This window comes from Bradyrhizobium sp. CCBAU 53338 (assembly GCF_015291665.1).
Lineage (GTDB): Bacteria > Pseudomonadota > Alphaproteobacteria > Rhizobiales > Xanthobacteraceae > Bradyrhizobium.
In genome coordinates this window covers 1119990-1132179 of record NZ_CP030048.1, presented here as the reverse complement: position 1 = coordinate 1132179, position 12190 = coordinate 1119990, and the positions used below count along the sequence as shown (strand labels likewise).

At 65.4% G+C, this 12190-nt stretch carries 10 protein-coding genes and 1 other RNA gene; 5 read left to right on the top strand and 6 right to left on the bottom strand.

Going from position 1 to position 12190, the window contains the following annotated elements; translation table 11 throughout:
- Window positions 1-2 precede the first annotated feature (2 nt).
- The 5 genes from XH90_RS05455 to XH90_RS05435 all read left to right on the top strand — a co-directional run bounded on the left by XH90_RS05455 (window position 3) and on the right by XH90_RS05435 (window position 7793).
- Window positions 3-1751, top strand: a complete 1749-nt coding sequence (locus tag XH90_RS05455; protein ID WP_194479573.1) for a methyl-accepting chemotaxis protein — start codon at window positions 3-5, stop codon at window positions 1749-1751.
- 108 nt (window positions 1752-1859) lie between these two features.
- Window positions 1860-3284: a methyl-accepting chemotaxis protein gene (locus XH90_RS05450; protein ID WP_194479572.1), complete on the top strand. Its 1425-nt coding sequence runs from the start codon at window positions 1860-1862 to the stop codon at window positions 3282-3284.
- Window positions 3285-3814: 530 nt separating this feature from the next.
- Window positions 3815-4279 carry a (2Fe-2S)-binding protein gene (locus tag XH90_RS05445; protein WP_194479571.1) on the top strand — a complete coding sequence of 155 codons (465 nt, stop codon included), beginning with the start codon at window positions 3815-3817 and terminating at the stop codon, window positions 4277-4279.
- An 8-nt stretch (window positions 4280-4287) separates the two neighbouring features.
- The gene (locus XH90_RS05440) at window positions 4288-6453 is read left to right on the top strand and encodes a molybdopterin cofactor-binding domain-containing protein (protein ID WP_194479570.1); all 2166 of its coding nucleotides are present in this window, start codon (window positions 4288-4290) and stop codon (window positions 6451-6453) included.
- Complete coding sequence (locus tag XH90_RS05435) at window positions 6450-7793, top strand: cytochrome c (RefSeq protein WP_194479569.1); 1344 nt, start codon at window positions 6450-6452, stop codon at window positions 7791-7793. The genes XH90_RS05440 and XH90_RS05435 overlap by 4 nt, the downstream gene beginning before the upstream one ends.
- Window positions 7794-7879: 86 nt before the next feature.
- On the opposite strand, the gene XH90_RS05430 is transcribed toward XH90_RS05435, so the two are convergent.
- The 6 genes from XH90_RS05430 to XH90_RS05405 all read right to left on the bottom strand — a co-directional run bounded on the left by XH90_RS05430 (window position 7880) and on the right by XH90_RS05405 (window position 11901).
- Window positions 7880-9100, bottom strand: a complete 1221-nt coding sequence (locus XH90_RS05430) for an integrase core domain-containing protein (protein WP_371748261.1) — start codon at window positions 9098-9100, stop codon at window positions 7880-7882.
- A gap of 256 nt (window positions 9101-9356) precedes the next feature.
- Window positions 9357-10181 (bottom strand): TIGR00282 family metallophosphoesterase, encoded by an 825-nt coding sequence (locus tag XH90_RS05425; protein ID WP_194479568.1) that lies wholly within the window; start codon window positions 10179-10181, stop codon window positions 9357-9359.
- Complete coding sequence (locus XH90_RS05420; RefSeq protein ID WP_194479567.1) at window positions 10159-10755, bottom strand: 5-formyltetrahydrofolate cyclo-ligase; 597 nt, start codon at window positions 10753-10755, stop codon at window positions 10159-10161. The genes XH90_RS05425 and XH90_RS05420 overlap by 23 nt, the downstream gene beginning before the upstream one ends.
- Window positions 10756-10948: 193 nt before the next feature.
- Window positions 10949-11109, bottom strand: a non-coding RNA gene (gene ssrS / locus XH90_RS05415) — 6S RNA.
- 121 nt (window positions 11110-11230) lie between these two features.
- Window positions 11231-11614 (bottom strand): cell division protein ZapA, encoded by a 384-nt coding sequence (locus XH90_RS05410; RefSeq protein ID WP_194479566.1) that lies wholly within the window; start codon window positions 11612-11614, stop codon window positions 11231-11233.
- Window positions 11611-11901 carry a DUF4164 domain-containing protein gene (locus XH90_RS05405; RefSeq protein WP_244646294.1) on the bottom strand — a complete coding sequence of 97 codons (291 nt, stop codon included), beginning with the start codon at window positions 11899-11901 and terminating at the stop codon, window positions 11611-11613. The genes XH90_RS05410 and XH90_RS05405 overlap by 4 nt, the downstream gene beginning before the upstream one ends.
- Window positions 11902-12190: the final 289 nt, after the last annotated feature.

Genomic DNA, 12190 nt, shown 5'->3' with positions numbered 1-12190 from the left:
CCATGGCGTTCGCATTTTTCCGGAAGCGCCTGCCAGACATGGCCACGCCAGTGGCCTCCCTGCAGGCCGCGGGGCCGGCGGCCCAGTCCGCGCCCGCTCCAGCCGCTGAGGTCGATTCGGCCCGGGAGATCCTGGAACTGCTGGAACTCGAGCTCGGCGCCATGATCCGCCAGCTCGAGCGTGCCGCCAATTCGGTCGCGGGCGGCGCCGAGGCGACCGCGGCGACGCTCGCCGATATCCGCCAGCGCACCGACGCGCTGACCGGGCGGACCAATGCCGCACAGTCCAACGCTTCGAGCTTTGCCGATGCCGCCGACAAGTTCACCCAATCCGCGCAAGGCATCGGTGCGCAGGTCCGCGAGGCCGGCAAGCTCGCCGACGAGGCCAGCGCCGCGGCGCAGGAGGCGCGCGACAACGTCGACCGCCTGCGCGAGTCCTCCGCGGCGATCGGCAATGTCGTCAATCTGATCGCCCAGATCGCGCGGCAGACCACCCTGCTCGCGCTGAACTCAACCATCGAGGCCGCACGCGCCGGTGCCGCCGGCAAGGGCTTTGCCGTCGTCGCAACCGAAGTGAAGGCGCTCGCGGTGCAGACCCAGAGCGCGACGGAAGAGATCTCCAAGAAGATCGACGCGCTGCAGCGCGACGCCGCCGGATCGGCGGACGCGGTGCATCGCATCTCGCAGGCGATCGAGGCGATCCGCCCGGTGTTCGACACCGTCAACGGCGCGGTGGCCGAGCAGAACGCCACCACCAGCGAGGTCTCCGGCAACGCCAGCAGCGCATCGCAATTCATCATCTCGGTCGGCCGGAGCGCAGCCGAGATCGACGCCGCGACCAAGGCGGCCGAGACCCATGGCGAGAACGTCGCCAGCGCCGGCAAGGCGGTGACGACCTTCGCGCAGAAGCTGAAATCGCGCTGCGCGGTGCTGCTCAAACAGAGCGAGCACGACGACCGCCGCAAGACCGAGCGGCTGCCCTGCCATCTCAAATTCGAGGGCGCACGCGGCCTGCTACCGGTCTACGAGATCGCGATGGACGGCGTCTTGATCGGCGGCACGGAGGCAAGCCGGCTCGCGCCGCAGGCGATCATCGACGGCACGCTGGAAGACGTCGGTGCCTGCCGCCTGCGCGTGGTCGAGCAGTCCAAGGCCGGCGCCCGCACGCAGTTCGTCAGCCCGAGTGCCCAGCTGCGCGAAAAGATCGAGGACAAGCTCTGGTCGATCCACGAGGAGAACACGGAGTTCGTCACCCGCGCGATGGAAGCCGGCAACGCGCTGACAAAGATCTTCGAGCAGGCCGTCGCCCGCGGCGAAGTCAGGATGGATGACCTCTTCGACACGGACTACGCCGAGATATCAGGCACCAATCCTCAGCAATACCGCACGAGATATCTCGATTGGGCCGACCGCGCGCTGCCGCCGTTCCAGGAAGCCTTTCTCGCCAGGGAGCCGCGCATGGCGTTCTGCGCAATGGTCGACCGCAACGGCTTCCTGCCCGTCCACAACAAGATCTATTCGCATCCGCAGCGGCCGGGCGATATCGCCTGGAACACGGCCAACAGCCGCAATCGCCGCATATTCAACGATCCGGCGGGGTTGGCGGCCGCGCACAACCAGCGCTCGTACCTGATCCAGAGCTATGCGCGCGACATGGGCAACGGCAACACGGTGATGATGCGCGAGATCGACGTTCCGATCCGCGTGCAGGGTCGGCATTGGGGCGGGTTCCGCACGGCTTACAAACTGTAGTGCGCGCTCAGGCAAGACGCCGGGCGCGAATCATCCTCTAACGTCGAAATTGGAATGGGAATGCCGCGGTGAGCCGATGGACGGCCCCGAGTTGAGAAAGCCCGTAACATGTCCCTCGCACAACTTGCCGTCATGGACACCGCGTCCAACAGGACGCTCGCCGAACGGCTGATCGACCAGCTCGCCGACCGCATCGGCGGCCTCGGCGTCGAGCTCGCCGACATCGCCGGCAACGTCCAGGAGGTCGCCAACCGCGTCGCCAACCAGTCGGACCGGTTCCATCACCTCCAGAAGACGGCGGAGACCATGGTCTCGGCCAACCACGACATCGCCAACGCCTCGCAGGCGGTGCAATCGACCACGTCGGCCGCGGTCGGCGAGATCGCGCAGTCGCGCAGCGCCGTCGATACCGCGGTCAGCCACATCTCCGAACTCGTCGCGGCCGTGGAGCGGATCGAGGCGCGCCTCTCCGCCGTCGGCTCCGCGCTGGCGCAAGTGGCAAAGGTCTCCGGCTCGATCGAGGCGATCGCCAAGCAGACCAATTTGCTGGCCCTCAACGCAACCATCGAAGCCGCGCGTGCCGGCAATGCCGGCCGCGGCTTCGCCGTGGTCGCGAGCGAGGTCAAGAACCTCGCGGAGGCGACCCGCCAGGCCACGCACCTGATCTCCGACACCGTGCGCGATCTCGACGGCCAGATCGAAGGCCTGATCGGCGAGAGCAGCGACGCCTCGCAGCGCGCCAAGACCGCGGGCGAAGGCGCGCAAGCGATCTCCGGCATCATCTCGCGCGTCCAGCAGGGCTTCGCCTCGGTGGAGGCGGAGATCGACAGCGTCACCCGCGCGGCGACCTCCAATCTCGGCCATTGCGACACCGTGATCAGCGAGCTCAACGAACTCGCCAGGGGCGTCGACCTCTCCTCGCGCGATCTCAAGAGCGCCGACCAGCGCGTGACGAAACTGCTCGACACCTCCGAAGGCCTGATCGCGCTGATCGCCGACAGCGGCGTCGAGACGTCGGATGCGCCGCTGATCCGCGTCGTCGTCGACACAGCCAAGCGGATCTCGGCCGAGTTCGAGGCCGCGATCGAGCGCGGCGAGATCACGCTCGACAAGCTCATGGACGAGAATTACCGGGAGATCTCGGGCACCGACCCAAGACAGTACACCACCGCCTATGTCGACTTCACCGACCGCGTGCTGCCCGCGATCCAGGACCCGATCCAGAAGTCGGACCCCCGCATCGTGTTCTGCGTGGCCTGGGCCAAGGGCGGGTACCTTCCGACGCACAATCCGAACTACCGGCTGCCGCAAGGCAAGGACCCGGTCTGGAACAACGCCAATTGCCGGAACCGCCGCCTGTTCTCCGATCGCGCGGTGAAGAAGGTCGCGGCCAACACAAAGCCTTTCCTGCTCCAGACCTATCGCCGCGACATGGGCGGCGGGCAGTTCGTGCTGATGAAGGATCTGTCCTCGCCGATCATGATCCGCGGCAAGCACTGGGGCGCGTTCCGGATGGGTTTCCGGCAGAGCTGAGTCAAATCTCGAAAACAACCCATGCACAGTAGCCGCGGGACTTTTTGCCTCCCCCGCAAACGGGAGAGGCAGTCCCTGCCGACGCCGCGTCATCCTGACTTCGACTTGCCAAGAACTGAATGCAGACGTTGACCCGTCGGGCAAAACAGGCGCATAGTGCCATTATTCCGAAATCATGAGCGAGCCGATGCGAGTGATCCCGTCGGACGCATCGCGCTCACCGCGCCATTTCCCAATCGCACGAATTTCGTCATCGCATGATCTTGCGCGTTCGCACGATCATCTGCGGCGGTCGACGGCGCGGATGACGAAAATGCGTCAGAAAATGACGCTTATCATATCAATTAGCCCAAAACCTTCGCACGGATCGCCGCACAAATTCGTGAACGTCATGGCCTGACGCACCAGCTGCGCAGATATGCATTGCTGCGAATTTGAAAGCTTCATCGTTTCGCATCGGTATGATTATGGTCGCGCGCGAGTTCGCCGACTGGATCGCCGCCAGCGATCAGGCGAAGAAGGGGATGCACATGGCAACAACTCTTACCATCAACGGCGAAACGAAATCGTTCGACGCGCCACCGGAAATGCCGCTGCTGTGGGTGCTGCGCGACATCCTCGGAATGACCGGCACCAAATTCGGCTGCGGCATCGCGCAATGCGGCGCCTGCACCGTGCATGTCGACGGCAAGGCGGTGCGCTCCTGCGTGCTGCCGGTCAGCGCGGTGGCGAACCGCGCCATCACCACCATCGAGCACGTCGGCAGCACACCTGCGGGCGCCAAGGTGCAGAAGGCCTGGCTGGAGGCCGAAGTGATCCAGTGCGGCTATTGCCAGTCCGGCCAGATCATGTCGGCCGCAGCCCTTCTGGCGGCAACACCCAACCCTGACGACGCCGATATCGACGCCGCGATGGCGGGCAACATCTGCCGCTGCGGCACCTATGTGCGCATCCGCGAGGCCATCAAGCTCGCCGCGTCCGGCCGTCAGTCGTGAGATCAGCCATGAATGCACCCGACAACGTTTCCCGTCGCACGCTTCTGACCGGCGGCCTCGCCACCGGTTTCCTGCTCGCCTTCCATCTGCCGCTGCGCGCCGCTCCGAACGAGCCGATGCAGAAGGATGCGACCGACGGCAAATTCGCGCCCAACGCCTTCATCCGCATCGACGAGACCGGCCGCACCGTACTGATGATGCCGCAGGTCGAGATGGGCCAGGGCACCTACACCTCGATCTCGGCCGTGATCGCCGAAGAGCTGGATGCCGACTGGAGCAAGGTCGAGGTGCAGCACGCGCCGCCCAACGACAAGCTCTACGCCAACCCGACCTTCGGCCTCCAGGTCACCGGCAATTCCAACTCGATCCGCGCCTGGTGGCTGCCGCTGCGCAAGGCCGGCGCCACCGCGCGCGCGATGCTGGTGCAGGCTGCTGCCAGCCAATGGGGCGTCGAACCCGCAAGCTGCACGGCCTCGAAGGGCGAGGTTACCCATGCCGCCAGCGGCCGCAAGCTCGGCTATGGCGAGCTGGCGCTCGCCGTGCAGGGCCAGACGCCGCAGAAGGACGTCGCGATCAAGGATCCCAAGGACTTCGTCCTGATCGGCCAGCCGCTGAAGCGGCTCGACACGCCCGACAAGGTCAATGGCAAGGCGCTCTACGGCATCGACGCGATCCTGCCCGACATGAAGATCGCCGCGATCGCCAATTGTCCCGTGTTCGGCGGCAAGGTCGGCAAGGTCGACGACAGCGCCGCGATGAAGGTCGCCGGCGTGCGCAAGGTCGTCGTGCTCGACGACGCCGTCGCGGTGATCGGCGATCACATGTGGGCGGCGAAGAAAGGTCTCGAAGCGCTCGACATCGAGTGGAACGAAGGCCCGAACGCCAAAATCACCACCAACGACATCTGGCAGAACCTGCGCGATGCCAGCGCAAAAGACGGCGCGGTCGCCAAATCCACCGGCGACATCGCCAAGGCTCTCGCCACCGGCGACAAGTTCGAGGCGGCTTACGAGCTGCCGTTCCTCGCACATGCCTCGATGGAGCCGATCAACGCCACCGTGCATGTCACGAAAGACTCCTGCGAGATCTGGACCGGCACGCAGATCATGACGCGGGTGCAGTCGGAAGCGGCAAAGGCCGCCGGCCTTCCCGTCGAGAAGGTGATCGTCAACCAGCACCTGCTCGGCGGCGGCTTCGGCCGCAAGCTCGAGCCGGACATGGTGATCGCGGCCGTGAAGATCGCAAAACAGGTCGACTATCCCGTCAAGGTGATCTGGACCCGCGAGGAGGACATCCAGCACGACGTCTACCGGCCTGTCTATCGCGACCAGATCACGGCGTCGCTGGTCGATGGCAAGGTCGCAGCCTGGAAGTACAAGATCGCGGGCTCCGCCGTGATTGCGCGCTGGCTGCCGCCGGCTTTTCAGAAGGGCATCGACATCGACGCAGTCGACGCCGCCGTCGACGCGCCCTACGACTTCGCCAATTTCCACGTCGAATATGTCCGCGCCGAGCCGCCTGCGGTGCCGACCGGCTTCTGGCGCGGCGTCGGTCCGAACAACAACGTGTTCGCGATCGAATGCGCCATGGACGAGCTCGCGCGCAAGGCCGGCAAGGACCCGATCGAATTCCGCCGGGCCATGCTGACCAGGAACCCGCGCATGCTCGCGGTGCTCAACCAGGTGGCTGAAAAGTCCGGCTGGGGCCAACCGCTGCCGCCGCGCGTCGGCCGCGGCGTCTGCGTGCAGCCGTCATTCGCGAGCTTCATCGCGACCGTGGTGGAAGCCGAGATCGACGACGTCGGCGAGATCGTGCTTCGCCGCGTCACCTCCGTGGTCGACACCGGCATCGCGGTCAACCCCGACACGGTGAAGGCGCAGATCGAGGGCGGACTGATCTTCGGTCTCACCGCCGCGCTCTACGGCGAGATCACCATCGACAAGGGCCGCGTGCAGCAATCGAACTTCCACGACTACCGCATGATGCGCATCAACGAGACCCCGAAGGTCGAGGTCATCGTGGTCAAGAGCGGCGAAGCGCCCGGCGGCATCGGTGAGGCCGGCGTCAACGCCGGACCGCCGGCGCTCCGAAACGCGATTTACGCCGCTACCGGCGTAGCGCTGCGGCGCTTGCCCATCGATCGGAAACTGCTGGCTGCGGGGAAGAAGGCATGATCAGGACAATGCGTATCCTTGCGAGCCTCGTCGTGATCGCCATCGTCGCGGTGGCGCTCGGCGTCTTCATCATCCGCGGGCCCGGCCCGCTCGATTTCGCAGGCGGCACCAAGGTGGCGCTCGCGGACTACCGCGCCGGCAAGCCCACCGGCGTGCCGGCCAGGCTCGAGAAGGCGAGCCTTGTCGAGCGCGGCGAATATCTTGCCAAGGCCGCCGACTGCATGGTCTGCCACACCAAGCCGGGCGAGAAGGGCTATTCCGGCGGACTCGCCTTCAAGCTGCCGTTCGGCACGCTGTATTCGACCAACATCACGCCGGACAAGGACACCGGCATCGGCAATTACAGCGACCAGGACTTTTTGGACGCAGTCCAGCGCGGCAAGCGCCGTGACGGTGCCCGGCTCTACCCGGCGATGCCCTACACGTCCTACACCTACATGAGCGACGAGGACGTGCTGGCGGTGAAGGCCTATCTGTTCAGCCTGCCGGCAGTGCGCGCGAAAGTGCCTGACAACACGCTGTCATTCCCGTTCAACCAGCGCTGGGCAATGATTGTCTGGTCGGCCGTGTTCAATCCGGACACGCGCTTTGCGCCCGATACGTCGGAAAGCCCGGAGTGGAATCGCGGCGCATATCTGGCGGAAGCGCTGGCACATTGCGGCGAGTGTCATACGCCACGCAATCTCGGCTTCGCGCTCGACAACCGCAAGAAGTTCGCCGGCGCCATCACCGCCGGCTGGCGCGCCTTCAACATCTCCTCCGACAAGGCGACCGGCCTCGGCAACTGGAGCGATGCGGATCTGATCTCGTATCTCTCACTCGGCCACGCATCGGGTCACGGTTCGGCCTCGGGTCCGATGGGCGAAGCCGTCGACCACAGCTTCAGTCAGTTCGCGCCGGAGGATATCCGTTCCATCGTCGCCTATTTGCGTAGCGTTCCTCCGGTATCCTCGCCAGACCTTGCCGCTGGCACGGCGCCGGTCGCGCCCGCCTCGCACAAGGACGGCGTCACGGCAGACGCACGCGGCAAGAAAGTTTTCGCCAGCGCCTGCGCCAGTTGTCACGGCTGGAGCGGCGAAAGCCCGGTATCGCCGATGGCGACGCTCACCGGCACCTGGGCCGTCAACGACCCCGCCGCCACGAACGTCGCGCAGATCGTGATCTCAGGCACCGTCAGGCATACGCCCGATGGTGCGCTGTCGATGCCGGCGTTCGGCAATGCCTATACCGACGACGAGATCGCCGCGGTGGCGAACTACGTCACGGCGCGGTTCGGGACCAAGGGTTCGAAGCTGACGGCGAAGGACGTGGCGGAGTTGAGGGAGCAGACGGCAGAGTAGGTATCGCGCAGACGAACACTGTGAGCAACCGGCGACATAGGTAACAGATCAAACCGACGACATGGGTAACACAATTCTCGTTTCGTTCAGGTCTGTTGTTGTTGGGGCTGTGGACCCTGGGGGCAACGCGCAGCGTTGTCCCCAAGTCCACGGCCTTTGCGTTTAGGGCGTCGCAGTTCGTCTGCATGGTGAGCGATGGTGCCGAGCGTGATCGGGCCGTAGCTGACTATCCAGCCATCTTCAGCTTCAGCCAGGCCGACCGGCTCACCCGCCAGAGCTGCGGTGATGTAGATGAACTTGCCGTCGAGTTTGATCTCTCCGTTGTGCCGAACCCGGCGCACCTCCCGATCTCCATACTCCGGCGAGCGCAGGATGCCGTCGAAGCGTCGCGGTGAAGCTCGATAGCGCTCGGCCGGCGTCGCATCGTCGAGTGACTGGTGCGGACGTTCTTCGTTGTAGAGCCGCTGGAAGCTGCGTAGTCGCTTCAGTTGTTCGCGCATGCTGTGCGCCGGCGGATTGGCCACATCCTGCAACAGAGTGAGATGCATGCGCTCGTGACGGCCGTTCTGCTGCGGCTTGCCCGGGGCAATGCGTTCCGGCGTCACGCCGGCCTTGATCAGTTTCACCGACAGTTGCGACAGCCCGCCCGCGCCGGTCGACGCAAAGGGAGAGCCGTTGTCCGACCGCAGGTAACGGGGCAGCCCGAACTCGCGGAAGGCCGCATCCAGCACCGGCCAGACATGGTCGGTATCCGTCCGGGAGAGGGCCTGGCAGCGCAACAGGTAGCGGCTATGAGCGTCGGTCAACGTCAGCGGTTCACACCGCTTGCCGTCGCCGGTCAGGAACCAACCCTTGAAGTCGATGCACCAGACGTCGTTGGCGGCCTCGCAACCGGCAAACGGCGCACTCGATGGCGGGCTACGCCGGCGCAGCTTGCGCTTCACCGTCAACCCCTCGCGGTCGAACAGCTCCCCGATCGTGCTCGTCGCCGGCCAAGCCGTTTTGGGCGCGGCGCGCTTCAAATAGGCCCGAACCTTCCTCGGCCCCCAGGTCGGATGTGCCCGACGCACCTCGAGGCAGCGCTCCGCGACCTTCGGGACAATTGCTTGCGGATGATGCGCCGGCGCTCGCGAACGGTCGAGCAGACCGGCAACCCCTTCCTCTTCGAAGCGCGCCAGCCACTTGTATCCAATCCGGCGGCTTACATCGAACCGCCGGCAGATCGCGGCAAACGACTCCTCGCCCTTCTCAACCGCCACCATAAAGCGCATCCGCTCTTCCACGGCACAGGTCTCCTTCCAACCCATCGGCAGGGTCCTCCCTGCCGACAGTTGACCTGTTACCCATGTCGCCGGTCTATTCTGTTACCCATGTAGCCGGTTAGGACCACTGCACCCTCTCCCCTTGCGGGAGAGGGTGGCTTCGCGAAGCGAAGCCGGGTGAGGGGTTCTCTCCGCGAGTCCCACTCTCAATTGAGTGCGCGGAGAGAACCCCTCATCCGGCGCTTCGCGCCACCTTCTCCCACAAGGGGAGAAGGGGCTGCGGCGTTTGCCGTACAGAAGTTCAACTCAACCAGAATTTCGGCGTCGCCGGCTCCAGCCTTCCGCCAACACGCACCGGCGCAACCTTCAGTGCGAGGCCCGTCGCATCATCCGTCTCCACCGCCACGCCGCTGAGCGTCGCAACGCCCGCGGCCGGCTCGAACCGGCCCGACGGAATGCCCGACGTGAACCGCCGCAGCGGCTCTTCCTTCTGCATGCCGATGATGGAGTCGTAGTCGCCGGTCATGCCGGCGTCGGTCATGTAGGCGGTGCCGCCCGCGAGGATCTGGTGATCGGCGGTCGGCACATGCGTATGCGTGCCGACGACGAGGCTGGCGCGGCCGTCGCAGAAGAAGCCGATGCCCTGCTTCTCGCTGGACGCCTCGCAATGGAAATCGACCACGATGGCGTCGGCGGCGACACCGAGCGGGCAGGCGCCGAGTTCGCGCTCCAGCGCCGCGAAGGGATCGTCGAACGGGGTCATGAAGACGCGCCCGAGCGCGTTGACGACCAGCGCATGCTTGCCGTTCTTGGTCTCGACCAGGGCGGCGCCGCGGCCGGGCGTGCCGCGCGGATAGTTCGCCGGCCGCACCAGGCGCTCGGCGCGCTCGATGAAGACGAGGGCTTCGCGCTGGTCCCAGGAGTGGTTGCCGAGCGTCACCGCATCGGCGCCGGCGTCGAGAAACTCCTGGTAGATCGCTTCCGTGATGCCGAAGCCTCCGGCCGAGTTCTCGCCGTTGACGACGACGAAATCGAGCGACCAGTCCCTGACCATGCCGGGCAGATATTCGGCGATGGCATTGCGACCGCTGCGGCCGACGACATCACCCACGAAGAGAATGCGCAACTTCAGAACTCCGGAAATCGAACACGTCCGATTCCGTTAGCACATAATCCAGCGCCACGTCGTGGGCCAATGCCGGAACCGCCTTGATCTCCTGCGCTGCAAACGCGAGCCCGATGCCGACGATCTGCTTGGCCTTGCGCAAGTGAGCGAAGGTGAAGTCGTAGTGCCCCGCACCATAGCCGATGCGGTGGCCGAGACGGTCGAAGGCCGCGAGCGGCGTCAGCATGACGTCGGGAATGACTTCGGCCGCCGCCGGCGACGGCTCGGGAATGCCGAGCGGACCGAGCATCAGACGGTCGTGCGGATGGAAGACGCGGAAGACCAGCGACTGGCCACGTGCGGTGACGCAAGGCAGCGCCAGCCTGGCGCCCTGTTCGGCGAGCTTCGCCATCAACGGCATCGGATCGATCTCGCTGCGGATCGGCGAATAGCCGGAGACGATACTGCCGGGCAGCAGCTCGAACGGCAGCCCGCGCCTGGCGAGTTTTGCGGCGGCGGCGGCGCGCTTCTTCTCGCTCAGCGCGTCGCGCGCCGCGAGGGCTCTGGCGCGGAGTTCGGATTTTGTATTGGTCATAAGGGCCCGGTCCCTTCGTCATCACCCGCGAAGGCGGGTGATCCAGTATTCCAGAGGCGATGGTGATTCACACACAAAGGCCGCGGCGTACTGGATGCCCCGGTCCTCCGTGCGCAAGTGCGCACTCGGCGGGGCATGACACCTGTTGAATTGGCCGCAGTCGTTTCAACAAGCACAACCAAGCAAACCAAAGTGCGAAGCCGCGGACGCCGTTGAAGCACTCGATCCCGGAGTTCCCTACGAAAGTAGGTGGGCACCATATGTCCGGGCCCACGGGCCCGGCCAGGGACAGTTCCCTAAAGGATCGATAAGGCCCCGGGGATATATGGCTCCGGACGCGCGTCGCAGCCTCGCTTGCGCAATGTAACAACGATACTGACGAATCGCCAGCCCGGCTCTGGCTCGGTGTTCACCTCTCCCCAACGGGGAGAGGTGGGCACCTTCGCCGGCTCGTGCCCCTTCGTTCTAACCGCTATCAGCCGATCGCAATCCCATTCCCGACGGTCCTGTTCAGCACCTGGGTCGACTTCTCGATACGTTCGGCTGCCGAGTTCAGCGCATTCACCACGGCGGTCTGGGTCAGCCTCGCGCGCTCGACGGCGGCGTTGCGGAAATCCCGCAATTCGATCAGCTCCTGCTCCATGGTGCGGATGCGGTTGCCGGCGTCGACCAGTTCGTCGCAGACGGTCAGCGCCGCCATCACGGTGAGGCGCGCATCGCCGATCTCGCCGAATTTTCCGCGCAGCGACTGAATCCGCGTCTCCAGGCTTTCGGCGAGCTTGAGCAGCCGCACCTCCTGGCCCTCCTCGCAGGCCATGCGGTATTGCCGCGCATTGATGGTGACGTTGATGTGGCTCATCCGTCCTCTCCGGTATCGAGCACCGAGCGTATCGTGACGATCGCGGAATCCAGCCGATCGGAGATCTCGCGGTTGGCGCGCTCGAGCTTGCGCGCCTTCACCAGCGCGCCGTCGAGCTCGTCGGCAAGGCGTGAGCGGTCCGCGCCCAGCGCCTGGATTCGCGTCGCCAGCTCGTTCTCGTCGCGGTCGGCATCGCGCCGCCGCTCGACCGCGCTTTCGAGCGCGTCGAGCGCCGCCGTGAGTCTGCGGGTCGCGATCTCGATCTCGACGGCCGAGGACTCCGTCATGGCAGAGCTTTTGGAAACGCGATCGTTCATGCAGTCAGCGGCGGAACCCTGTGGGCTTTGCCCGTGGCCTTTACCTCAAGAGCTTGCCGGCCGGCAAAAGACTCGGTTCGGCAAGCGGTTAGAAGCAGAAATTTACGTGGCAAGCTAGCCAAGCGCAACGCCGCCGCGAAACTATGCACTGCTAAGCAACTTTTACGGCCAAACCGACGTTTGATTGCCTTGGACTCCCGGAACCGAGGTGCTATCCCAGCCCTGCCTTTCGCGGCCGCCAGGCTCCTCCCACGCGGCC

Excerpts from the sequence above, each read along its gene's own strand:
- XH90_RS05405 (WP_244646294.1), bottom strand. The coding sequence starts at position 11,901 with ATGACGGAGTCCTCGGCCGTCGAGATCGAGATCGCGACCCGCAGACTC.
- XH90_RS05455 (WP_194479573.1), top strand. The coding sequence starts at position 3 with ATGGCGTTCGCATTTTTCCGGAAGCGCCTGCCAGACATGGCCACGCCA.
- XH90_RS05445 (WP_194479571.1), top strand. The coding sequence starts at position 3,815 with ATGGCAACAACTCTTACCATCAACGGCGAAACGAAATCGTTCGACGCG.
- XH90_RS05420 (WP_194479567.1), bottom strand. The coding sequence starts at position 10,755 with ATGACCAATACAAAATCCGAACTCCGCGCCAGAGCCCTCGCGGCGCGC.
- XH90_RS05450 (WP_194479572.1), top strand. The coding sequence starts at position 1,860 with ATGTCCCTCGCACAACTTGCCGTCATGGACACCGCGTCCAACAGGACG.
- XH90_RS05410 (WP_194479566.1), bottom strand. The coding sequence starts at position 11,614 with ATGAGCCACATCAACGTCACCATCAATGCGCGGCAATACCGCATGGCC.
- XH90_RS05430 (WP_371748261.1), bottom strand. The coding sequence starts at position 9,100 with ATGGGTTGGAAGGAGACCTGTGCCGTGGAAGAGCGGATGCGCTTTATG.
- XH90_RS05440 (WP_194479570.1), top strand. The coding sequence starts at position 4,288 with ATGAATGCACCCGACAACGTTTCCCGTCGCACGCTTCTGACCGGCGGC.
- XH90_RS05435 (WP_194479569.1), top strand. The coding sequence starts at position 6,450 with ATGATCAGGACAATGCGTATCCTTGCGAGCCTCGTCGTGATCGCCATC.